This window comes from Flammeovirga pectinis (genome assembly GCF_003970675.1).
Lineage (GTDB): Bacteria > Bacteroidota > Bacteroidia > Cytophagales > Flammeovirgaceae > Flammeovirga > Flammeovirga pectinis.
In genome coordinates this window covers 2,236,823-2,260,885 of record NZ_CP034562.1, presented here as the reverse complement: position 1 = coordinate 2,260,885, position 24,063 = coordinate 2,236,823, and the positions used below count along the sequence as shown (strand labels likewise).

Genomic DNA, 24,063 nt, shown 5'->3' with positions numbered 1-24,063 from the left:
TACATATATATTATCATGGAAGCGAATACAACTGCACAACAAAAATTTGAAGCGTTTTTAGAAAAATATGCAAAGCATCCTCATTATATTCCACCAACAGGGAATGAGTTAAATGCTAAATCTTGGCAAACGGAAGCACCACTTAGAATGTTCTTGAATAATCTATGTGATGAAGTAGCCGAAGATCCATCAAATTTAGTTGTTTATGGAGGAACAGGACAAGCAGCAAGAGATAGAGAATCATTAGAAAAAATCATCAAGATTTTATTAGAATTAGATGAAAATCATTCTTTATTGGTACAATCTGGAAAGCCTGTAGGAGTAGTTAGAACACATCCTGAGGCTCCTAGAGTAATGATTGCCAATTCAAATTTAGTCCCTGCTTGGGCTACTTGGGAGCACTTTCAAGAATTAAAAGAAAGAGGTTTAATGATGTACGGTCAGATGACTGCAGGTTCTTGGATTTATATTGGTACGCAAGGTATTCTTCAAGGGACTTATGAGACGTTTGCATCTTGTGCTCGCCAACATTTTGATGGAGATCTAAAAGGAAAATTATTAGTTACTGCTGGTATGGGCGGTATGGGTGGTGCACAACCTTTAGCTGCTACTATGTGTGGTGCAGCAATGTTAGGAATTGATGTTGACCCAGCACGTATTCAAAAGCGTATCGATACTAAATATATTGATAAAATGACGCACTCGTATGAAGAAGCAATCGAGTGGGTTATGGAAGCAAAAGAGAATGGAGAAGCTTTATCTGTTGGACTTGTAGGAGATGCAGGAGACGTTTTAGAACGTATGATTAAAGATGGTATTACACCAGATGTATTAACTGACCAAACCTCTGCTCATGACCCTGTTTATGGTTATATTCCAAATGGAATGACATTAGAAGAAGCTGCTGCTTTAAGAGCTTCTGATGCTGTTTTATACAAAGAGAAGTCTTTAAAATCGATGGCTAGACACGTGCAGTTTATGTTAGATTTAGAGGCAAAAGGTGCAGTTACTTTCGATTACGGTAACAATATTAGAGAGTTTGCTAAACAAGGTGGTTGTGAGAATGCTTATAACTTCCCTGGTTTTACACCGGCATATATTCGTCCATTATTCTGTGAGGGGAAAGGTCCTTTTAGATGGGCAGCATTGTCTGGAGATCCTCAAGATATTAAAGTGACAGATGAAGCTTTAAAAGAGGCTTTTCCAGAAAATGATCATTTAATTAAGTGGTTAGAAGAAGCAGATGAAAAAGTAGCATTTCAAGGTTTGCCATCAAGAATTTGTTGGTTAGGAATGGGCGAAAGAGAAAAAGCAGGTGTGATTTTTAATAACCTTGTAAAAGAAGGAAAGTTAAAAGCGCCAATTGTAATTGGTAGAGATCACCTAGATTGTGGTTCTGTAGCTTCTCCAAACCGAGAAACGGAATCTATGTTAGACGGTTCTGATGCAGTTTCTGATTGGCCATTATTAAACTTAATGTCAAATGCTACTGGTGGAGCAACATGGATTTCTTTCCATCATGGAGGAGGAGTTGGTATTGGTTTCTCTCAGCATGCAGGTATGGTAGTTTTGGCTGATGGTACAGAAAGAGCTGAAAATTGTATCAAAAGAGTATTACATAATGATCCAGCAATGGGTATTTTCCGTCACCATGATGCAGGTTATGATATTGCGACTAAAGTTGGAGAAGATCATGATCTAATCATCAAATAAATAAAACATTACTAAGGACGTAGCATTAGTGTTGCGTCCTTTTTTTATACCTATTATGAAGCATAAATTAATTGGCCCATTTACTCAAGTTGTCTCATTAGCAAATTTGCCAATGAAAGGAGCAATAGAGGATGAGGCGTTAGAGATAATAGAAAATGCAGGAATTGTTATTGACGAAAATGGTAAGATTGTAGAAATAGGAGATTTTGCTTCATTACTTATTCATCAATATTCAGAAATAGAAGGAATTGAAGGTGACGCTGTTCTATTACCGGGCTTTGTGGATTGTCATACACATATTTGTTGGGGAGGTAATAGAGCTCGTGATTATGCTATGAGAGTGGCAGGGAAACCTTATCTAGAAATTGCAAAAGCAGGAGGAGGAATTCAAGATTCTATGCGTAAAACTAGAGAGGCATCTGAAGAGGATTTAATTGGTGTAACACAACAAAGAGCAGATCGTCATTTTTCTAGAGGAGTAACTACAATTGAAGTAAAAAGTGGTTATGCTTTAGATATTGATAATGAATTGAAAATGCTTCGTGCAATTAAAAATGCTGATACGTTTACAAAAGCAGATTTAGTATCAACTTGTTTGGCAGCACATATGAAACCTAAAGATTTTGAGGGTACATCAAAAGAGTATCTTGACAGAGCTTTAGAAAATCTATTGCCTAAAATTAAAGAAGAAGGGCTAAGCAACCGTGTAGATATCTTTACAGAAGAAACGGCTTTTAATCAAGAAGAGTCTTTGTATTATCTACAAAAAGCAAAAGAATTAGGTTTCGAGATTACAGTTCATGCAGATCAGTTTTCTACTGGAGGAAGTAAAGTAGCAGTAGAAGTAGGAGCATTATCAGCAGAACATTTAGAAGCAAGTGGTGATGAAGAGGTGAAACTACTTGCCGCATCTGATACCGTAGCAACTGTTTTACCGGGTGCTTCTCTTGGTTTAGGAATGCAATACCCACCTTGTAGAAAATTACTTGATGCAGGAGCTTGTTTGGCCATTGCATCGGATTGGAACCCAGGCTCTGCGCCAATGGGAGACATGTTAACGCAAGGTGCTTTATTAGGAGCAATGGAGAAATTATCTACAGCAGAAGTGTTTGCAGGAATGACTTTTAGATCTGCTAAAGCTTTAGGCTTAACAGATAGAGGTAGATTACAAAAAGGAATGTTGGCAGATATGCAGATGTATCCTTGTGCTGATTATAGAGAGATTTTATATAATCAAGGTATGTTACTTCCATCAAAAGTTTGGAAGAAAGGAGAGTGAATTTTATAAATAGAATTAAATAAAGAGCTAGATCAATTTAAATATAGGTCTAGCTCTTTTTATTTCTTTTCATTTGTGATAATTTACGTTTTTAATCAGAAATTATCTTAATCTCATATCCCTCTTCATGGAACTAACAAAGGACGTTCATTATAAACAAACAATAAACGATTTAAAAGGACCAAAAGGGTTACCCTTAGTAGGTAATTTATTTCAGTTAGATAAAATAAAGATTCATAATCAATATGAAGATTGGGCCGATGAATTTGGAGAATTATATGCACTAAATTTTTTAGGAAGAAAGGTAGTTGTATCTACAAGCCCAATAAATAACGATTTCATATTAAAACATCGACCAACTAAGTTTAGAAGATTTTCTAAAATGGCCGAAGTGATAGAAAATGTAGGCATTGATGGTGTTTTTTCTGCTGAAGGAGATGTTTGGAAAAAACAAAGACAAGTCACACAAAAAGCACTTGATAGTAAGAATGTAAAATCATTTTTCCCGAAAATTGTTCTTGTAGCCAATAGGTTAGAAGAATATTGGAATACATTAATAGCTTCTTCTCAGAATAAGAATCATGAAATAATGCATGATTTTATGAGAATAACTGTTGATATTACCACACTGCTTGCTTTTGGGTATGACATGAACACGATCAATAATAAAACGGATCCTACTCAAGAGCAGATTGCAAAGATTTTTCCTAAAATAAATGAGCGTATTAATTCACCTTTACCTTTTTGGAAATATATTAAAACAACATCTGATAAAGAATTTGATCAAGCTTTAGCACATATCAAGTCTTTCTTTGGTGACTTTATTTCGAATACAAATCAAAAAATTGAAGATAACCCTGAACTTTTAGAAAACCCTTCTAACTTTCTAGAAGCAATGTTGGCTTCTCAAGATAAAGAAAATCCATATACTTGGGAGGAGATTTTTGGGAACTTATATACAATGCTGTTAGCAGGAGAAGATTCTACATCAAATACTCTTTCATGGGTGAGCTACTTCTTAGCTTCAAAAAAGGATGTTCAAATTAAAGTTCAAAAAGAAATAAGTGATTTGTTAGCGGGAAACGTTGAACTTAAATCATTTGATCAGCTAAAGTTGTTTAAATATACATCTGCAGTGATTAAAGAAGCTATGAGAATGAAACCTGCTAGTCCAAATTTGTTTATGGAAGCAAATGAAGATGTGGTGATAGGTGATGTTTTATTCCCTAAAAATAGCTTAATTATTACACAGTTAAGTAAATCAGCAAGGTCTGAAGATCATTTTGAAAATTCTCAAGATTTTTTACCAGAAAGATGGATGCAAAAAGAAGAGGGATGTCCTTTTACAGGCAGACACAACGAAAAAGCATTAAAAGCTTTTGGAGGAGGTACAAGAACTTGCCCAGGTAAATTATTAGCAGAAACAGAGATACTCGTTTTTATCATCACAATGATGAAAAATTTTGATATTAAATTATCTGTACCTGAGAAAGAGATAATTGAAAAGTATGCATTTACAATGTCTCCAAAGAATCTTTTTGTAGAGATAACACCCAAAGAGAAGAAATTTAAATAATCATGTAATCGATTTATATCAACTATTTTTTTAATACTACTATTATGACAAATCAAGATTATACAAGAACTATTACAGACATAAAAGGTCCTAAAGGAATTCCATTATTTGGAAACCTATTTCAAATTGAAAGAGAACAAATTCATTTATATTATGAAAAATGGGCGAAGGAATTTGGTGACTTCTTTTTTGTCAATTTTTTAGGGAAAAAGATTCTAATTTCTTCCAACCCTCAAAATAATGCGAATATTCTTAAAAATCGCCCAACCAAGTTTAGGAGACTTTCTAAAATGGCGGAGATAATTGAAGAGGTTGGCTTTTATGGAGTATTTACTGCAGAAAGTGAAGAATGGATAAAGCATAGAAAGGTTACGCAACAAGCATTGAGTAACAAAAATGTAAAATCATTTTTTCCTCAAATAGTGAAAGTTGCAGAACGATTGGATAATTTTTGGGAAAGTAATTTGATAGATGAAGTTACGAAGTATCAAATATCTAACGATTTTACTCGTGCTACGGTAGATGTAACAACTAACCTTGCCTTTGGTTACGATATGAACACTGTTGAAAATCATGAAAATGAAATTCAAGATCATATTGCTAAAATTTTCCCGAAAGTAAACGAACGTGTAAATAGCCCATTACCAATATGGAGGTATATAAAATCATCTTCAGATAAAGGGTTAGATCAATCTATGGATGCTTTGAAAATTACAATTGGAGAGTTTATAAAAAAAGCAGAAAATAACCTAGAGAAAGACCCGTCATTAAAAGAGAATCCATCAAACTTTATTGAAGCATTAATAGCGTCTCAAGATAAAGAAAATCCATTTACTTGGGATGAAATATTTGGTAATATTTATACCATGTTGTTAGCAGGAGAAGACACCACAGCAAATTCACTTTCTTGGTTAACATATTTTATTGCTTCTGATAATGAATTACAAAACAAAGTATACAATGAAATAAAGGAGGTTCTAGGTGAGAAAGAACAGATTACAACATTTGAGGAAGTAGCTAGATTTAAATACCTTTCTGCAGTCTTGAAAGAAGTATTAAGATTAAAACCAGTTTCACCAAGTTTGTATTTTCAAGCAAATGAAGATGTTGTTGTAGGAGATCTTTTGATACCTAAAGATACATTTGTTCTTACGCAATTAAGAGTAGGAGCATTGTCAGATGATAATTTTGAGAATGCAGCAGAATTTATTCCAGAAAGATGGCTTTCAGCTAAAGAAACTACAGGTGGCTGTCCATTTACAGGGAAACACAAAGCAGAAGTAGCCATGCCATTTGGAGGTGGTCCTAGATTTTGCCCAGGTAAATTTCTTTCAGAAACGGAGATGATTTTATTTGCTGTAACATTGTTTAAAAAGTTTGAACTGACTTTATCTGTACCTAAAGAAGATATAAAAGAGAAGTTTGCTTTTACAATGAGCCCTGAGAATCTTGCTGTTAATTTAAAGAAGAGAAAACAAGTTTCTATATCTAATTTGACAAAAGAAAAGGTATCGATCTAAATAAAAAATAGATAATAAATCAAAAGAGTCTCCTTTTTTCACCTAAGAAAAAGGAGACTCTTTTTTGTTAATAGAGGATAGATCAGGACTTTAGTCATTAACATAATAAAATGTTAATATCTGTGTGTGTTTTTTTTTGATTTCTCATGCAAACATTGTAGTTTCAAAGTGTTAATATTGTAGACGTTTGTTTTTCTACCGTAGAAAAACAGTAGAGTCTTCCCTTAAAAAATAGCATGAGTAAAATAAAATCCTTCGACTTGTCTAATGCCAAGTTGACTCAGTTAGTCATTCATAAAGTAGGAAATAAGACACAAGAGGAACCTATAGAATTGGCTGATTTTGAGATAGAACTTGAAAATTTTAGCCCTTTATATAAATCCGTAATGGATTATTTCTTAAGATCTTTTAAACCAGGACCAATGTATCATTTCGATACACCTGAAGAAAAAGAATCTTTGAGGGATAATGAAATGTTTGAAGCTGCAGAAGCGATCTTCTCAAATCCATTCGAGCAATTCATGACTCAATCTAGAGAAATGTCAAAACTTTTATATCAAGCATCAACTCACCCAAGAATTAAAGGGGGTGAATTTTTTGTGGCGATGTTAAAAGATTGTGTTGTAGATGGAGATCTTGTTGATGCGATTGGCCTTTTTAAAGCAGAACATAAAGAGATGTTCTTAAAAGTTGGAGAAAAGACTGACATAGGGAGCTTTGAACTAGAACAGAACGAAGGTGTAAGTGTCAAAAAACTAGATAAAGGTTGCTTGATCTTCCAAACAGAAGAAGATAAGGGTTTTAAGGTGATGTTGAAAGACAGTCCGACTAAATCTGTAGAAGCTTTATATTGGAAAGAATCTTACTTACAATTAAGACCAAGAGAAGATAACTTCTACCACACAAAAAATTACCTTGACTTATGTAAAGGTTTTGTGGAAGAAGTTTTTAATGAAGAACACGCGGTTGAAAAACCAGCACAGATAGATTTATTAAATCGCTCTATGAAATTCTTTAATGATAAAGAAGATTTCAATGTAGTAGATTTTGAAAATAATGTAATTGAGGAGTCCGAAGCAATTGAAGCATTCCAAGAATATAAGGTTGACTTTCAAGAAAAGAGAGAAATACCATTATTCGAAGAATTTAAGGTATCTAAGGAAGCTGTTCGTAAATCGAAAAAAGAATTTAAAAGTATTATCAAATTAGATAAGAAGATAAATATCACCATTTCGGGAAATGAGCAAAACATTGAAAAAGGATACGATACGGAAAGAAATCAGCATTATTACATGATCTACTTCAATGAAGAAGAGTGATGAATATCATCAAGAAAAAATTGTATTATAACATTTTTTACGCAATTAACATTTGTTTAAACTTGTTTTATAAAACCTGGATAATATTATTGCGTTAGAGAATAAAAGTCAACGAAAAAGATCATTAACGAAAACTTAATTAATATATAAATACTATGGACGCAGTTAAAATTCTTCTTGTAGAGGACGACAGAATTATAGCATCTCTTGTAAAAAAATATCTTGATATCAGAGGATACGCTGTTAACCATGCGGAAGACGGGGTAGAAGGACTTAAGGAATATGATAAAGCTGATTATGATTTAATCATAATGGATGTCATGATGCCTCACAAGGATGGTTATACATTAGCTGAAGAAATTAGAGCAAAAGATCCATACATTCCGATTTTATTTATGTCTTCGAACAATTTGCCGAAAGACAAAATCAAAGCATTTAGAATCGGAGCAGACGATTATGTTACTAAACCAGTAAATGTTGAAGAATTATTACTTCGTATTGAGGTAATTTTAAAGAGACAAAAAAGTGAGCCTAAAGTTGAAGTAGGTAATGAAGATGATCCACATGAGATTCATATTGGTAATTACTTATTAGACTTCCCTTACCAAAAATTAAATATTGGTGATGATACTAGAAAATTAACTACGCGTGAAGCTGAATTGTTAAGATTCTTACACCGTCACCGTAATTCATTAATCAAACGTGAGTATATCTTACAAGAAGTTTGGGGAGATGATGATTACTACAAAGGACGTAGTTTAGATGTGTTTATGTCTCGTCTAAGAAAATATTTAAAAGATGATCCTACTATTGAAATTTTAAATGTTCATGGTATCGGATTTAAATTCCTAGTTCAAGACTAGTAAATAGTTTTAACTAAAATTACCTGATAGTATTAATATACTGTCAGGTTTTTTTATGTCTTTATTTTCTTAGTAGCTTTATGAAAAATCTAACAAATGAAGATTGCAGAGTTTACAATTAGTAATAATAATATTATAGATGTTTTTTTATTTTCAGAAGGGTCTGAGATAGCAGTCAAGCGCTTTGAAGGTCTTGTTTCTTCAAATATTTATAACAATTGGCCTATAAAATATGTTATAGAGGGTAATTATTTAAAATTTGCTCCAAAAGTAGATTATGTACATTTTTCAGATCGCCCTTTAACAAGAATTGATTTTGGTCAAAATTTGCATAGAATGGGTGTGTTGTCATTTATAGGAGCAAATACTTATCAAGTTTCGGATAGGTTGATGTTTATAATGAATAATGAAACAGGTAGATCTTATGATGGTATTTGTGCACCTATTGGAGTTGTTGCAATTGATCATCAAAAAAAGCTTGAACAATTAAAAGAAGGGATGGAAATTGAGAAAATTATAATTAAAGACCTCCCTAAAGAAGAAATATTAGCACGAATCCCTGCTTTTATTTGAATTCTCTTAATATTAACAGCATATTTGCTTTCTGAAATAAGTCAATATTATGATACCTTTCTCATATTATATGTTAGGGTCAGCATTTCTATTTAGTATAGGACTTGCTGTTGCTCTTACCAAACGAAGTGCAATTGTAGCTCTTATGGGAGTAGAATTGATGCTTAATGCAGCGAATATTAACTTAGTAGCATTCGCTCAGAAAGACGCAAGTCTAGGTGAAGGCAATGTTTTTGCCGTATTTGTAATAGTAATTGCGGCTGCAGAAGTTTGTGTAGCTCTAGCATTAATTATTAAGCTATTTCAATATTTTAGATCAATTGATTTGCATAAAATCAATACACTAAAAGAAGATTAAAAAAGTAAACAAGAACTAGTCAACAAATAAACTATTTGAACTTTTTACAAATCATAATTTCAATTGCAGTTTGTTCCCCGTTACTAGGGGCCTTAATACTATCATTACGAAAATCTAATCAAGCGGCAGATAAAATTGCTTCTTTAATGATTGGTATTAGTGCAATTTGTAGTATCGTAATTTTTGCACTTGTATGGTCAGGGCAAAATGTCTTTATTTCTAAAGAATGGTTTTTCTTAGGAGATAATTATTTCTATGCTATTTTATCAATAGATAAGTTAAGTGCTTTACTACTTAGTATGGTAAGCATTGTTTCTTTATTAGTGCATGTATATTCCTCTGCATATATGCAGGGAGATCCTCAATATAAAAGATATTTTACACTCTTAAATATCTTTACATTCTCAATGTATGGTGTATTATTGTCAGACAACCTAGTATTAATTTACCTCTTTTGGGAATTAGTGGGTTTCTGTTCTTATATGCTAATTGGTTTTTGGAGAGAAAAAGAGGCAGCTGTAAAAGCAGCAAAAAAGGCTTTTATTGTAAATAGAGTAGGTGATGCTGGCTTTATGGTAGCACTACTTTGTTTATATGCACAATTTGGTACACTTAGTCTTCATGCAATAATAGAGCAGTTTGATATCTCAATGTTGTCAAATACAACTATATTGATTGCTGCTATTGGAGTAACCTTAGCGGCAATGGGTAAGTCTGCTCAGATCCCATTCTCTGTTTGGTTACCTGATGCAATGCAAGGTCCAACACCTGTGTCTGCCTTAATCCATGCAGCTACGATGGTTGCAGCAGGTATTTACTTATTGGTAAGATGTTTCTTCTTTTTGCCTGAAGATGTTTTGATGTTTATTGCCGGGGTAGGTGGTTTAACTGCATTTATAGGTGCATTTTCAGCACTTTCTCAATATGATATAAAAAGAATATTAGCATATTCAACAATTTCTCAATTAGGTTATATGATGCTTGCTATAGGCGTTGGAGATCCAGAGTCAGCAATCTTTCATTTAACTACACATGCATTTTTTAAGGCAGGGTTATTCTTAGGAGCAGGAGCTTTAATACATAGTATGCATCAAGTTTCTTGTGATATTTGTAAAGGTTTTGATCCCCAAGATATACGATGGATGGGTGGTTTGAGAAAATATATGCCTAAAACGTTTATAGGCTTCTCAATCGCTTTGGCAGCGTTAATTGGCTTGCCATTTACATCAGGGTTCTTATCAAAAGATGCTTTATTATCATCAGTTTTACTAAAAGCAACCAATGACGGTATATATTGGCAATTACTTGCCTTTCTTGGTTTTGGAGCAGCAGCTTTAACAGCATTTTATTCAATTAGAGTTTTATATAAAGTCTTTTTTGGTGAGCTAGGTATTGCACAACATAAAGTGTGTCAGAAGTGCTTAGTATTGCCTCATGAGGTTGGTAATAGAATGTATTTACCAATACTTTTATTAGGTTCACTGTCTGTATGGTTTTTCTATGTTCTATCACCATTTAATACCTCAGAAAGTTGGATTCAGACTTCACTTTCTATCCCAACTTTAGATCACCATTCTGTGCACATTATTACTATAGTATTATCTATTAGTATGATTTGTTTAGGTGGAGGACTAGCCTATTTAATCTATTTTAAAGGGAGATTATTGAATTTTAAAAAATCTTTTAAACAAGGGTTCTTGTTTAAAGTATCTTATAACTTTTTTTATATTCAAAACTTGTATAGAAATAGCGTCTTATCGGTGTTATTTGTAGCAAGAAGTTTAGATGGTATTCCTCATGCTGATGAAGGCTTTGTTAAAGTAGCAATAGGTACATCTGAATTTGTAAGAGGCTTTGATGATAAAGTTATTGATTTTTTTGTGAAATTATTTGCTGTCTTCAATGTAGTCTTAGGACACGTTTTAGCATGGTTTGATAAATATATTGTGGATGGAATAGTACTTTATTTTACAAAATTCTTATGGTTATTAGGAGATTTATTTCGAAAACCACAAGGAGAAAGGACGCAGAGTATGATTGCATGGTCATTATTTCTGTTGCTTTCATTGTTCACAATACTATGGTTTTAAAGAATAAACTAACAAAAGTTTTTATATAGATATGACGCAATTTTTGCTCACATTATTAGTTTTTATTCCGATTTTCGGAACTTTTGTAATCTTATTATTACCAAATAGTCTAAAACCTATTTTTGGAAAGATTACTATCGGAATTAATTCCCTCCAATTATTAATTGCGGGAGTATTAATGTCTGGTTACGAGGGTTTATCTGAGAGTATGAATGGTATTCTGTCCTTAGATAAATATCAATTTATAGAAAAGTATGAATGGATTGTGCTAAACTTAGGTACATTCGGTAAACTTCGTGCTGACTATATTTTAGGTATTGATGGCTTAAGTAATACAATGGTGCTTTTAGCAGCTATTGTGATGGTTATTGGAGCGATATCATCATTAGAAATTAAAAATAAGAGAAGAGGTTTTTATGCTTTGTATTTATTACTAAGTGGTACAATCATGGGGTGTTTCTTAGCACTAGATTTCTTCCTGTTTTATTTATTCTTTGAATTCATGCTACTTCCAATGTACTTTTTAATTGGTATTTGGGGTGGTAAGAATAGTGAATATGCTTCAATCAAATTCTTTATTTATACACTAGTAGGTTCAATTTTTATATTAGTAATAATGATTGCTCTTGCAGCTTCTGTAATAGATCCTGCTGCAACTGCTGTAGAACTTGGTCTTGCTACAAACATAGATAACGTATCTTTTGATGTTATTGAAAAAGTTCACGTTTTATTAGTATCAGGAGGAATAGATCAATCGAATTTAGTGAGAACATTCACGTTATCACATATGATGGATGCTCAGAATTTCATTCCTAATTCTATTCTTTCATTAGATTCTGGAGCAGAATTATTTGGTACTCATGTGCGGTATGTAGCCTTTTTAATGGTATTTATTGGTTTTGCCATTAAACTACCTGTTGTTCCATTGCATACTTGGTTGCCAGATGCTCACGTAGAAGCACCAACTTCAATATCTGTAGTTTTAGCAGGTATTCTACTTAAAATTGGTGGCTATGGAATGCTTAGAATTGCCTATTCAATATTTCCTGATGGAGCACACCATTTTGCATGGTGGATTGCTTTTGGTGGAGTAGTATCAATATTGTATGGTGCGTTTGTAGCTTTAGGTACGCATAATCTTAAGAGAATGATTGCTTATAGCTCTGTTTCGCATATGGGTTTTGTAATGTTAGGTATTGCGTCATTAACAGCAGAAGGAATATCAGGTGCAATTTTCCAAATGTTTTCTCACGGGATTATTTCAGCTGCATTATTCTTAATTGCTGGTGTACTCTATTATAGAACAGGTAATTTAGAAATAGATAATTATAGTGGATTATCATCTAGAATGCCAAGATATACGATGCTTGCAACAATAGCATTTTTTGCCTCTCTAGGGCTTCCAGGTTTCTCTGGTTTTATGGCTGAATTATTTGTGTTTTTAGGAGCATTTAATTCTTCTGCTGTTAATAATTTAATCCCACGTTGGATGACCATTGTAGCCACACTTGGTCTAGTATTGAGTGCAGCGTATTACTTATGGGCAATGCAACGAATCTTCTTAGGTAAATTCTTTTTGAAAGATGAATCTATGGAGTCTAAATTAAAGGATTTAACTATTAGAGAAGTAATAATGTTAACACCGTTAGCAATTATAACTTTTGCATTAGGTATCTATCCAAAGTTACTTTTGAATTTAATAGAAGGATCGGTGACTGTTTTTGTAGAGTTTACGAACTTTGTAGGAACAGAATACATGAATACTTTAATGGGCCTTTAATATAGATCAACATGGAAATAGATTTGTTGTCAAAATTAAATGACATAATTGATAGTATTCCATTTTTGGTTTCAGAGATAGGAATAGTAGGGGTGTTGATTGGAATAATTATTATTGATTTATTACCAATTAAATTTAATAGAAACTTCCTCTACCTTTTTGCATTAATAGGTGTGGTAGCTGATATAATTTATTTAGGTTGGTTTGCAGAGGCAACGACATCTAAACTAATGCTATTTACTGTCAATAATGATAATTGGAGTATTAAAATAAGAATTTTAGAAGATTTTTGTGCTGTACTTCTATACTTGCATTTGTTTTTTAATAAGAAAACAGAATCTGATACTCAAGAGCATTTGAGTGGACAAAGTGAGTGGGTTGTCTTGACATTAGGGATGTTATTAGGAGCTCATTTTCTTGCTGTAGCAAATGATTTCATTATTGCTATCCTAGCTGTAGAATTAATATCGTTACCTTCTTATTTACTGACCGCATTTAATAATAACAAAATAAGTTCTGAGGCGAGTATTAGGTATTTCTTATACGGTGCTATAGCTACAGCAATTACAATATATGGAGCATCTATTTTATTTGGTTTAACAACTGCAATAGATCTTCAAGGTATTGCCCTATATGGTAAGTCTTATTCAGTGCTTTTTATATCTGCTTCTGTATTAATAACAATAGGATTTTTATTTAAATTAGGTGCTTTTCCAATGCATATTTGGGTGCCAGATGTATATCAGGCAGCACCAATAGAAGCCGTTGCTTATTTTTCAACATTACCTAAAATTGCAGCAACTGTGTTTTTATATAGATTCTTTTTTGAATCAGAGATAATAACAAACCCTTATATCAATTACTTTATATTAATTGCCGCTTTACTTTCTATGTTTATTGGTAATTTATCAGGTTTGCTACAACAAAGTATGAGAAGATTAATGGCTTATGCATCTATTGCTGGAGCAGGTTTTATCTTAATAGCAACACTTAACATTCAGGATATCTCAACTAACGCATTGTATTATTATTTAGTTACTTATGTAATTGGTATTTATGCAATCTTCTTATTTATTGGTGAAGTAGAAAAGCAATTTAATTCTGATAAACTTGATACGATTATTGGTATTGGATGGACTTCAAGTTCACGTTTTTGGGGTATTGGAATTGTGTTATCAGTAATGTCGTTAATAGGTTTGCCTCCACTAGCGGGCTTTACAGCAAAACTATTGATATTTAGTTCTCTTTGGGAATTATATATTATGAATTCAGATAACATTTATCTAATAGCAATGGGATTAGGTTTATTTAATACAGCAATTGCTTTAGCCTATTATATCAAGATTCCTTTTAACATGTATAAACGAAATAGTAAGAAGGAATTACAAATGTCATTGCCAATTGCAATAATGATCTCTATTTTAGGGGCATCATTATTTATTTTATTTATTGTGCCTTCTATACTTATTTAAGAAGCCTATTTAATTTTTAAAACGTGTATATAAACTCTTGGTTATTATTAGGTTTTTCATTGATCCTGATAATGTTGATTGTTGTGGTTTGTATTCAATTTATTCGATTGAAAAACCAAGCTCAGAAGACATATGTTAAGAGTGTAAGAAATTTTAAGATGCTAAGTCTTTTAATGGAAAACTCTCATGATGTTATTTTTTCTGTTGATACTAATTTTAACTATTTGGCATTTAACAATGCACATGTAGATACCATGAAATCTGTTTATGGTTGTCAGATTGAACTTGGGAAGAATATTCTCAAATACATGAAGGTAAATAATGATGAAGATATCGCAAAAGAAGATATCACAAGAGCAATTAACGGAGAAGTATATTCTATAATTCGTTCGTATGGTAATGAAGAGAAACACCAAAGAGCACATTTTGAAGCTACATATACACCAATAAAATCTGAAAACAATATTATTACAGGTGTTTCTGTAGTAGTTAGAGATGTCACAGATCAATATAATTCACAAGAAAATCTTAAAAGAAGTGAGAGAAAGTATAAAATGCTTTTTCATTACAATTACTTAGGTGCACTAATTATTTTAAATGGGCGTATTGTTGATTCAAATGATACTGCTGTGAGTTTATTGGGATTAGAGTTACATGAACTTTTGGGAATGTCTTTAGATGAAGTTTTTATAAACCTTACAGATAACCCATTAAAAGAAAAACGTATTGTTCATTATCACAATAAAGGGAAAAAGATATTTATTCTTAGAGAAGAAGTAATAGGCGATGATAAGGACCCTCAAAACATTCTTTTTATTGAAGATGTTACCCAAAAAAACAAAGCTGAAAAAGAATTAATACGAGTAAATAATCAGGCAAAAGTATTATTAGAAAGTGCGAAGAGCTATATTTTTTCAGTTGATGTAAACTATGGAATAGTATTTTTTAATACGAGGTTCTCGTCATTAATGGAAAGTGAGTACGGCATATCTGTAAAAGTAGGGGATAAGATCAATGGACCTAAATATCATGATTTCTTCTATAAATTTAGAGAGAATTTTGAGAGGGCTTTTACAAATCGAAAAATGTTTGAGCTTGAATTTAAATTGAATCAAGAAATTTACCTTCAGTCTGTATTTTCACCTTTACTGAACGAGAAAAATGAAATTTATGGATTAGCTATTTATAATATTGATATCACTAGAAATAAGAAGCACGAGACACAGATTTACCAATTAAACTCTTCTTTAGAACAGAAAGTACAAATAAGAACACAAGAATTACAGCAACAAAGAGTTAAACTTGATTTAGCCTTAAATGCAGCAGATGTAGGAACATGGTCATATTTATTAGATGATAAGTTCTTATGTGATTCTAGATTTTTAGAAATATTCGGTTTGGACTCTATTACTTATACAATTCATGATTTTTTAAAATTTGTAGATGCATCAGATATTAAGAAGGTAAATGCAGTTGTTAAAAATATAAGTGATGGGAAAGTGACAGATATTGATTTATCTTTTAAAATTAACCACCCATCAAAGAATGTTCAGTATTTACAAATTTTTGGTAGATCACGATTAAACTCTGGTGTTTATGAAATGAACGGTGTATGTTGGAACCTAACATCACAAAAAAATATTGAACAAGAACTTGAGTCTGCTAAAAATGAAGCAGTAAAATCTAGTGCAGCAAAGAGTTTATTCTTAGCTAATATATCTCACGAGATTCGTTCTCCATTAAATGCAATTATTGGTCTAAGTAATATTTTATACAAAAAGTTTGAAGATACAAATCAGTCTGCAGAATTTATAGAACAACTTAAATACATCTATTTTAACGGAGAGTATTTGTCAGAATTGATCAATAATATTTTAGATTTCTCAAGAATAGATGCAGGGAAAATGTCCATTTCTATGGAGAAAGTTGAGATTATCAATTTGATTAGAATGATTGTAAAAGTACATGAATTCTCATCAGTGGAAAGAGGTATTTATATCAATCTAGAAATTGATAAAAGTGTTCCAGAGGTGTTTTTAACAGATAAGACTAAATTCAGACAGATATTAACGAATCTTCTTACAAATGCAATTAAGTTTACTAAAGATAAAACTGATATTTTAGTTAAGGTGAAGTCTGTAGGTACTAATTTTATCTTCTCTGTTGAAGATCATGGTATTGGTATTCCAAAAGATAAGCTCAAGGTAATTTTCGACTCTTTTGAACAAGCAGATAAATCTGTAACAAGAAAGTTTGGTGGTACTGGCTTAGGTTTAGCTATTTCTAAAAGAATGACTGAAATGCTGAACGGAACTATATCAGTTGAAAGCAAAGAAGGTGAGGGTACTTTATTTACGATTGTTCTACCAGTTAAAAAGTCAAAGATTAAGTCTATTGACAAGGAACATACTTTAAACTTAAATCTAAAATTTCAGCGTGAGGATATAGTACTAGTTGTTGAGGATAATAAAATGAATCAATTTATGATGAAAGCATTATTTAAACAATTAGAGTTATCTATAGAAATTGCAGAAAATGGAGAAGACGCAATCCAAAAAATTAAATCAAAAAAATATAATTTGATATTAATGGATATTCATATGCCTATAATGGGTGGTATTTCTGCTGCAAAAATAATAAGACAAGAATTAAAGGAGACACAAGTGCCTATCGTGGCTTTAACAGCTGACGCATATTGGGATAAAAGGTTCAAAGCATTTGCTGTGGGTATGAACGATTACCTAACTAAACCGATAAATAGGACTGAATTATTAAATATTTTATCGAAGTATTTGATCAAAGATAAAGACTTACCTAAAAATTATTTAGACCCTAATGTACATTCTGATTTAATAGATGAAATTAGAAAAGTGACTGTAGATCAGACTATGACTGCAGAAGCAAAACTTAAAAGATTAAATAATATAAGTAATTTACTTCAAGATTATGATACCGGTTTTGTAAAGTATATTGATCATTTATCTGAAGCTATAGCAAGTGAGAAAAAGGTCGATCTATTTTAAGAAAAATAGACCGATTTTGTATCAATATTAGCTTCTAATTGATGTAAGATCGAGTACAAACCAAAGTATGTTCTATTTAAGTACAAACCATCTCTTTGCCCTCTTGGTTTTTTTGATGATTTCATCAAATTTTGGTTATCTTGATTATCTGCTATTGCTGTTATTTCATTAAAGTAGCTTTCTTGACTAAAATCAAATGGAGTACTATGAAAAGGTCTTGACAAAATTTCGATCATTGAACTAAATAAAGCATCAAGTTTATTTTGATCTTCTTCTGTATCAGTATCATAAATGAACTTCATCTTAGAAAAGACATTTTTTCTTTTCTCGTTATTATTAAGATTTTCTGGTACCATTAAATCAAAATAATTCTCATAGAAAGGTGATGGGATCTCTTTTACGCAACCAAAATCAATAATACCCAACAAACCTTCTTTATTAATAATAAAATTCCCTGGGTGTGGATCTGCGTGAACTTCTTTTAAAGTGTGAATTTGATGATCATAAAAATCCCAAAGAGCTTGCCCAACTTTATTTCTTATTTCTTGCGAAGGTTGCGTTTCTAAAAATTCTGGTAAATGCATTCCATCTAACCAGTCCATTGTAAGAATTTTCTTAGAAGATAAATCAGGATAATAATTAGGGAAAATCACGTTTTTGATGTCTTTACAGGCACTCGTGATTTCTTGTGAGCGCTTCAGCTCCAAGTTATAATCCGTTTCTGAAAGTAGCATATTTTCAACTTCTTCCATATAATGTTCAACATCTTGCTCATTCAACCCCATCATACGCACGGCAATTGGTTTAACCATTTTAAGGTCAGAACTAACACTTTCTGCAACACCAGGGTACTGTACTTTAACAGCATATTTTTTACCATCTTTCACCGCAAGATGTACTTGACCAATACTTGCAGCGTTTACAGCTTCTTTAGAAAACTCATCAAAAATTTGATAAGGAGCTTTCCCAAAGGCCTTCATAAACGTTTTGTTAACTAGTGGCAATGATAAGGGAGGTGCTGAATATTGTGACATCTGAAACTTCTCTGTATAAGCTTGAGGTAACATGTTTTTATCCATACTCATCATCTGAGCAACTTTAAGTGCACTACCTTTAAGTTCACTTAATGCATCATAAACATCTGCTGCATTCTCTTTGTGAAGCTCTTCTTTTCCTTTGTAATCAGCATCAACAACAGTTTTAGCATAATGTTTTATATAATTTGTTGATACTTTAGCACCAACTTTCACAAACCTAGAAACACGTTGTACACGGCTAGAAGGTATGCTTTTTTGAATTTTTTTATTGACGTTTTCCATTGGGTTATTTTTGAAATAAAAACTTGACTAAAGATAGGGCAGAATCAGCAAAGTTTGGAGCCATAAGGTCCATTATTAAATTTACACTTTTCTCGATGATTTCGTCTGTATTTTCTGCTTCTTCTGATGTATCATTAGCCCAATACTTTATTACTAATACAGCTTGTGCAAATATTAAGTTGCCATAATAATCAGAAATAAACATTCTCGACTCAATCTCTCCAGTTTCAATAGCTTCGGTAATTATGGTATTGAAATGGGAAAGAAAAACATTTTTAATGGCTGTTGATCTATCATCTACCATTTTTAACTCAAAAGGAGAGTGAATGTTTGAAGAATAAACAAAGAATTCTTTTTGAGATTTTAGTACTTCAATCAAATTATAGAAGAAAGAGAGCGTTTTTTCTCTAGCTCCATATTCTAAGTAGTTAGGATCAGAAGAAGCATTATGAAAAGCGCTTTCTATACTGTTAATCCATATAGAAGTTTCGAGTGAATTTAGCTCTTTTTCAGAATTATAAGTGATTGATTCTTCATTTATTAGCTCTTCATCTATAAACTCAGAAAGCTGGTTTGGTCTCCTATTATGTGAAGAAATAAAGTTGATATAAGATATTTCTATTTTTTTTGAAAAATTCTCCATGAAGGTTAGGTATTTTAATTAATGTATGTTAATTTCATTCTTGAAGTTTGTTTGTTAGTTTAGTTTATTAAAGTGGAAGGAACCTCTGATTTTCGGGGGTTTCTTTTTTTATGCTTTAATAACAGTCATAAACAAACAGTATTCATCTATAAATTGAGTATTTAAATTGATCTGTTAACTTTGTAATCATCGAAAACATTAATATTGATATCGTGAATAACAAACGAAGTGCTGATTTGTTCAGCAAAGCTCAAAATACAATTCCTGGTGGAGTAAACTCTCCTGTTAGAGCATTTAAATCTGTAGGAGGAACACCATTATTTATAAAAAGTGCAAAAGGCGCTTATATCACAGACGAAGATAATAAGAGTTACTTAGAATTAATCAATTCTTGGGGACCAATGATTCTTGGTCATGCACATCCAGCAATATTAGAGGCCGTACAAGGTGCTGTAAATAATTCGTTATCATTTGGAGCACCAACTTCAAAAGAAATTGATATTGCAGAACTTATCTGTAGTATGGTTCCTTCAATCGAAAAAGTTAGAATGGTGAATTCTGGTACGGAAGCAACAATGTCTGCTATCCGTGTAGCTAGAGGATTTACTGGTAAGGATAAATTTATTAAAATAGAAGGCTGTTACCATGGTCATGGCGACGCATTTTTAATTGCAGCAGGTAGTGGAGCAGTTACTATGGGTGTTCCAAATAGCCCTGGCGTTACAGAAGGTACTGCAAAAGATACATTATTGGCACCTTATAACGATGTTGATAAAATTGAGCAATTAATTTCTGAAAATAAAGATGAAATAGCAGCATTAATTATAGAGCCTGTTCCTGGTAATATGGGATTAGTTCTGCCGACAAATGATTATTTAAAAAAGCTTAGAGAAATTTGTACTCGTGAAGGTATCATTTTGATATTTGATGAAGTAATGACAGGTTTCCGTCTTGCGAAAGGTGGGGCACAAGAAGTATTTGATGTTATCCCAGATATGACCACTTTGGGTAAAATTATAGGTGGCGGAATGCCTGTGGGTGCTTATGGTGGAAAAGCTGAATTAATGGACTATGTTGCTCCTGCAGGACCAGTTTATCAGGCGGGTACATTGTCTGGAAATCCAGTAGCAATGGCGGCAGGTTTAGCTATGCTTCATCATTTAAATGATAATCCTTCTGTTTATACAGATTTAGCAGCAAAAGGGAAAAAGTTAGTAACTGGAATTCAAGCAGCATTAGATAGAAAGAATTTACCGTACAAGGTAACGCTACTTGGATCAATGGTATGCCTTTTCTTTACAGATAAAGAAGTTAACAATTTTGCAGATGCACAAACTACTAACACTGAAAAGTTTGGTAAGTTTTTCCATGCTATGTTAGACAATGGTGTGTACCTTCCTCCGTCACAATATGAAAGTTGGTTTATGTCTCAGGCATTAACTGATGAAAATTTAGACGAAATCATTGCTGCCGTTAATGCATCACTAGATTCTATTGAAGCTTAATATAAATTAAGTAATAGAGTATGTCTAAAAATAAAAAAAGACAATCTATTAAAAAAGAAGTTGCTGTTTGTAATACATTCAAATGGCAACATCTTTTTTTATATGGATTTCGATTAGAAAAATCTAAATGCCCTGAATGTAAAAAACAACCAAACTTTTCAGATAGACAAAAGATGTTTATCGATTTAGGTTTTGGTTTTATTTTCGCGGCTCTTTTTGTTACATTGCCAAACATTATGTCAATTTTTGGCTTTGATTTAGGGCAATTAGGGTCATTCTTAATAGAGGTTATTGTTGTTCTTATTATCCGAGAATCTCTCATAAAATTATGGCCAACCAAAAAATAGTTGGCAAAACACATACTATCATGACAAATACATTAAAAACAATTTTACTTGCAGGCGCTCTCGTCAGCCAAGTATCATTAAGTGCAAATGCACAAGAAGATCCTTTAAAAGGAGCACTAGAAAATTGGTTCAATCTAAGCTATTCTCAGGATAATGTTTATGGAGTTGGAACAGAGCAGGCTTACAAAGAAGTCTTAAAAGGTAAAAAAAGCAAAAAAGTAGTCGTAGCTGTTATTGACAGTGGAATAGATATCGATCATGAAGATTTGAAATCTGTAATCTGGGTGAATCCTAAAGAAATTGCAGGGAATGGAGTCGATGATGATAAAAATGGCTATATCGACGATGTAAACGGTTGGAATTTCATTGGAGGCGAAGGTGGGACTTTTGTCAATGAAGAAAACCTTGAAGTTGCACGTATGTATGGAACATTAAGTAAAAAATATGCGGGTAAAGATGAATCTGATATAGCAAAATCTGATAAAAAAGAATACAAGCTTTGGCTTGAGGTAAAAGAATCTTTTGAAACAGGATTTGCAGAAGCACAAGAAAATCTTGAAAGATATGATTTCTTACTTCACCAATTTAATAGAGGTAAAGCTTTATTTATGGCTTATTTTGATTTAGAATCAGAAGAAGAATTATTAGGAGCTTTAGAAACCTTAAAAACAGAGGATGAAACGCTTACAAGAATGTCAGGTATGGTTGCAGGCATGCTGAGTAGAGGTGTTTCAGCAGATCGTATCCAAGAAGGAGTTGATTACTTTAAAGACCAAGTAGAATATAATTACAATCCAGATTTAAATACAAGAGAGATTGTTGGAGATGATATCGATAACAAGAAGCAAAAAATATATGGTAATAATGGAGTAACAGGTCCTGATGCTTTACACGGTACTCATGTTGCAGGTATTATTGGTGCCGCTAGAGGAAATAACTTAGGTATCGAAGGTGTAGCTGATAACGTTGAAATTATGGTAATTAGAGCTGTACCTAATGGAGATGAAAGAGATAAAGATGTTGCTAATGCCATTCGCTATGCTGTAGATAATGGTGCTAGAGTGATTAATATGAGTTTTGGTAAGCCATTTTCTCCTTATAAATCTGATGTAGATGCTGCGGTGAAATATGCAGACTCTAAGGGAGTTTTATTAATTCATGCTGCAGGTAACGATAATAAGAATACTGATGTTGAAAGGAATTTCCCTAAAGACAAGTATCTAAAAGGAGGTTCAGCGCGTAATTGGATTGAAGTAGGTGCATCAACATGGCATATTGATGAAACATTACCAGCTACTTTTTCTAACTATGCAAAGAAAAATGTTGATTTATTTGCCCCTGGTTATAATATCTATTCAACAGTGCCAGGGTCTGAATATCAAGCATTAAATGGAACAAGTATGGCTTCTCCAGTTGTTGCAGGTTGTGCAGCTGTGTTAATGTCATATTATCCTAATTTATCTGGAGCAACAGTTAAGAAAATCTTAATGAAAACAGTTACACCTTTAAAAAGTAAAGAGGTGTTTAAACCAGGCTATGAAAGTTTAGAAGAAGGTGAAGAACCAGAAACTGTAAAGTTTGGTACTCTATCAATAACAGGAGGTGTTATTAATTTATACGAAGCATGTAAATATGCTGAGAAAATTTCTAAGTAATTATCTTCGAAAGATATATAAAGCCCATTGCTGAAAAGTGATGGGCTTTATTTATGGATTAAATTTATTCAATCAATAAATTATCAATCAACCTTACTTTGCCTAAATGAGCCGCAATTACAATTGCATAAGAAGTAGGCGTACTGTTCTCTTCGACTGGTTTTAGGTCAGAAGTATTCACTATATCAAGGTATTCTAAATGAAAAGAGGGATTTTTATGAAAATTTGAAATGCCCCATTCTAAGACTTCTTTAGGTGTTTTAAATACAGAAATCTGTTCTTTCATCTCAGAAATAGTTCTATAAATAAAAGGTGCAATGTTTCTCTCCTCTTGTGTTAATCTTAAGTTTCTAGAAGACATTGCTAAACCATCTTTCTCTCTAACCGTTGGGACGCCAATTATATCAATCCCAAAAGAAAGGTCTAGAGTCATTTTTCTGATAATTAAAAACTGTTGTAAATCTTTTAACCCGAAATAAGCTTTCATTGGATTGACCATATGAAATAATTTACTTACAACTATGCCAACGCCATTAAAATGACCAGGTCTAAAAGCTCCTTCTAATTGATTCTCAATTTCTCCAAAATTGAAACCACAAATATCATTTTGTTTTACTCCTTTTGGATACATTTCTTCTACAGATGGAAGAAAGACAACATGGCATCCAGCACTTCTTAATAATTCAAAATCTTCTTCATGTTTAACAGGGTAATGTTTTAGATCAATGGCATTATTAAACTGTGTAGGATTAACAAAAATACTGCAAATTGTGATGTCGTTTTCTTTGTTCGATTGACGGACTAAATTTAAGTGTCCATCATGTAAAGCACCCATTGTCGGAACAAAACCGATCGTTTTTTTTGAAAATTTGCAATTATTGACAAATTTTTTCAAAGTACTAACTGTGTTAAAAACGTCCATTATAGGGGTTGTTTTTTAAAAAATAAATTATTAAGTAAATATGTAAATTTAGGTTAGTTTGCTACTTAAAGTTGAATTTAAGTAAGTTCTTCCGTACTTTTGCGTA

General features: G+C 32.3%; 18 protein-coding genes. 15 read left to right on the top strand and 3 right to left on the bottom strand.

From position 1 onward, the window contains the following. Positions 1-15: 15 nt before the first annotated feature. The 12 genes from hutU (at position 16) to EI427_RS08925 (ending at position 17,566) form a co-directional block, all read left to right on the top strand. On the top strand, positions 16-1,713 hold the full coding sequence (hutU, locus tag EI427_RS08980; protein ID WP_126613803.1) for a urocanate hydratase: 1,698 nt from the start codon (positions 16-18) through the stop codon (positions 1,711-1,713). 55 nt (positions 1,714-1,768) lie between these two features. Then, the gene (hutI, locus tag EI427_RS08975) at positions 1,769-2,992 is read left to right on the top strand and encodes an imidazolonepropionase (protein WP_126613801.1); all 1,224 of its coding nucleotides are present in this window, start codon (positions 1,769-1,771) and stop codon (positions 2,990-2,992) included. 127 nt (positions 2,993-3,119) lie between these two features. Further along, entirely contained in the window at positions 3,120-4,568 is a 1,449-nt protein-coding gene (locus tag EI427_RS08970; RefSeq protein ID WP_126613799.1) for a cytochrome P450, read from the top strand. Positions 4,569-4,612: 44 nt separating this feature from the next. Next, positions 4,613-6,088: a cytochrome P450 gene (locus tag EI427_RS08965; protein ID WP_126613797.1), complete on the top strand. Its 1,476-nt coding sequence runs from the start codon at positions 4,613-4,615 to the stop codon at positions 6,086-6,088. A 236-nt stretch (positions 6,089-6,324) separates the two neighbouring features. Next, entirely contained in the window at positions 6,325-7,407 is a 1,083-nt protein-coding gene (locus EI427_RS08960; RefSeq protein WP_126613795.1) for a nucleoid-associated protein, read from the top strand. A gap of 155 nt (positions 7,408-7,562) precedes the next feature. Then, the gene (locus EI427_RS08955) at positions 7,563-8,270 is read left to right on the top strand and encodes a response regulator transcription factor (RefSeq protein ID WP_126613793.1); all 708 of its coding nucleotides are present in this window, start codon (positions 7,563-7,565) and stop codon (positions 8,268-8,270) included. A 96-nt stretch (positions 8,271-8,366) separates the two neighbouring features. Next, positions 8,367-8,843, top strand: coding sequence for a hypothetical protein (locus tag EI427_RS08950; RefSeq protein ID WP_126613791.1), 477 nt, complete (start codon positions 8,367-8,369; stop codon positions 8,841-8,843). A 49-nt stretch (positions 8,844-8,892) separates the two neighbouring features. Beyond that, positions 8,893-9,201 (top strand): NADH-quinone oxidoreductase subunit NuoK, encoded by a 309-nt coding sequence (gene nuoK, locus EI427_RS08945; RefSeq protein WP_126613789.1) that lies wholly within the window; start codon positions 8,893-8,895, stop codon positions 9,199-9,201. A 35-nt stretch (positions 9,202-9,236) separates the two neighbouring features. Next, complete coding sequence (locus EI427_RS08940) at positions 9,237-11,291, top strand: NADH-quinone oxidoreductase subunit 5 family protein (protein WP_170178429.1); 2,055 nt, start codon at positions 9,237-9,239, stop codon at positions 11,289-11,291. A 31-nt stretch (positions 11,292-11,322) separates the two neighbouring features. Continuing rightward, positions 11,323-13,071, top strand: a complete 1,749-nt coding sequence (locus EI427_RS08935) for a complex I subunit 4 family protein (protein WP_126613785.1) — start codon at positions 11,323-11,325, stop codon at positions 13,069-13,071. A gap of 11 nt (positions 13,072-13,082) precedes the next feature. Next, positions 13,083-14,543: an NADH-quinone oxidoreductase subunit N gene (locus tag EI427_RS08930; protein ID WP_126613783.1), complete on the top strand. Its 1,461-nt coding sequence runs from the start codon at positions 13,083-13,085 to the stop codon at positions 14,541-14,543. Positions 14,544-14,701: 158 nt separating this feature from the next. Next, a complete protein-coding gene (locus tag EI427_RS08925; protein WP_170178428.1) occupies positions 14,702-17,566 on the top strand; it encodes a hybrid sensor histidine kinase/response regulator in 2,865 nt (954 codons plus the stop codon). Here the strand turns inward: EI427_RS08925 and EI427_RS08920 are convergent. Both EI427_RS08920 and EI427_RS08915 read right to left on the bottom strand, forming a co-directional pair. Then, positions 17,563-18,885, bottom strand: coding sequence for an ABC1 kinase family protein (locus EI427_RS08920; protein ID WP_126613779.1), 1,323 nt, complete (start codon positions 18,883-18,885; stop codon positions 17,563-17,565). The genes EI427_RS08925 and EI427_RS08920 overlap by 4 nt on opposite strands. A gap of 4 nt (positions 18,886-18,889) precedes the next feature. Continuing rightward, entirely contained in the window at positions 18,890-19,528 is a 639-nt protein-coding gene (locus tag EI427_RS08915; RefSeq protein WP_126613777.1) for a hypothetical protein, read from the bottom strand. 212 nt (positions 19,529-19,740) lie between these two features. On the opposite strand from EI427_RS08915, the gene hemL reads away from it, so the two are divergent. Genes hemL through EI427_RS08900 form a run of 3 tightly spaced genes read left to right on the top strand, consistent with a single transcriptional unit; the run spans position 19,741 to position 23,035 of the window. Then, positions 19,741-21,033 carry a glutamate-1-semialdehyde 2,1-aminomutase gene (gene hemL / locus EI427_RS08910; RefSeq protein WP_205727919.1) on the top strand — a complete coding sequence of 431 codons (1,293 nt, stop codon included), beginning with the start codon at positions 19,741-19,743 and terminating at the stop codon, positions 21,031-21,033. A gap of 20 nt (positions 21,034-21,053) precedes the next feature. Further along, the gene (locus EI427_RS08905) at positions 21,054-21,380 is read left to right on the top strand and encodes a hypothetical protein (protein WP_126613773.1); all 327 of its coding nucleotides are present in this window, start codon (positions 21,054-21,056) and stop codon (positions 21,378-21,380) included. A 20-nt stretch (positions 21,381-21,400) separates the two neighbouring features. After that, the gene (locus EI427_RS08900) at positions 21,401-23,035 is read left to right on the top strand and encodes a S8 family peptidase (RefSeq protein WP_126613771.1); all 1,635 of its coding nucleotides are present in this window, start codon (positions 21,401-21,403) and stop codon (positions 23,033-23,035) included. A 64-nt stretch (positions 23,036-23,099) separates the two neighbouring features. On the opposite strand, the gene panC is transcribed toward EI427_RS08900, so the two are convergent. Beyond that, positions 23,100-23,957 carry a pantoate--beta-alanine ligase gene (gene panC, locus EI427_RS08895; protein ID WP_126613769.1) on the bottom strand — a complete coding sequence of 286 codons (858 nt, stop codon included), beginning with the start codon at positions 23,955-23,957 and terminating at the stop codon, positions 23,100-23,102. Positions 23,958-24,063 lie beyond the last annotated feature (106 nt).

Bases quoted from the DNA above. Each gene is read 5' to 3' on its own strand.
- hutU (WP_126613803.1), top strand. From the start codon at position 16: ATGGAAGCGAATACAACTGCACAACAAAAATTTGAAGCGTTTTTAGAA.
- hutI (WP_126613801.1), top strand. From the start codon at position 1,769: ATGAAGCATAAATTAATTGGCCCATTTACTCAAGTTGTCTCATTAGCA.
- EI427_RS08970 (WP_126613799.1), top strand. From the start codon at position 3,120: ATGGAACTAACAAAGGACGTTCATTATAAACAAACAATAAACGATTTA.
- EI427_RS08965 (WP_126613797.1), top strand. From the start codon at position 4,613: ATGACAAATCAAGATTATACAAGAACTATTACAGACATAAAAGGTCCT.
- EI427_RS08960 (WP_126613795.1), top strand. From the start codon at position 6,325: ATGAGTAAAATAAAATCCTTCGACTTGTCTAATGCCAAGTTGACTCAG.
- EI427_RS08955 (WP_126613793.1), top strand. From the start codon at position 7,563: ATGGACGCAGTTAAAATTCTTCTTGTAGAGGACGACAGAATTATAGCA.
- EI427_RS08950 (WP_126613791.1), top strand. From the start codon at position 8,367: ATGAAGATTGCAGAGTTTACAATTAGTAATAATAATATTATAGATGTT.
- nuoK (WP_126613789.1), top strand. From the start codon at position 8,893: ATGATACCTTTCTCATATTATATGTTAGGGTCAGCATTTCTATTTAGT.
- EI427_RS08935 (WP_126613785.1), top strand. From the start codon at position 11,323: ATGACGCAATTTTTGCTCACATTATTAGTTTTTATTCCGATTTTCGGA.
- EI427_RS08930 (WP_126613783.1), top strand. From the start codon at position 13,083: ATGGAAATAGATTTGTTGTCAAAATTAAATGACATAATTGATAGTATT.
- EI427_RS08925 (WP_170178428.1), top strand. From the start codon at position 14,702: ATGCTAAGTCTTTTAATGGAAAACTCTCATGATGTTATTTTTTCTGTT.
- EI427_RS08920 (WP_126613779.1), bottom strand. From the start codon at position 18,885: ATGGAAAACGTCAATAAAAAAATTCAAAAAAGCATACCTTCTAGCCGT.
- EI427_RS08915 (WP_126613777.1), bottom strand. From the start codon at position 19,528: ATGGAGAATTTTTCAAAAAAAATAGAAATATCTTATATCAACTTTATT.
- EI427_RS08905 (WP_126613773.1), top strand. From the start codon at position 21,054: ATGTCTAAAAATAAAAAAAGACAATCTATTAAAAAAGAAGTTGCTGTT.
- EI427_RS08900 (WP_126613771.1), top strand. From the start codon at position 21,401: ATGACAAATACATTAAAAACAATTTTACTTGCAGGCGCTCTCGTCAGC.
- panC (WP_126613769.1), bottom strand. From the start codon at position 23,957: ATGGACGTTTTTAACACAGTTAGTACTTTGAAAAAATTTGTCAATAAT.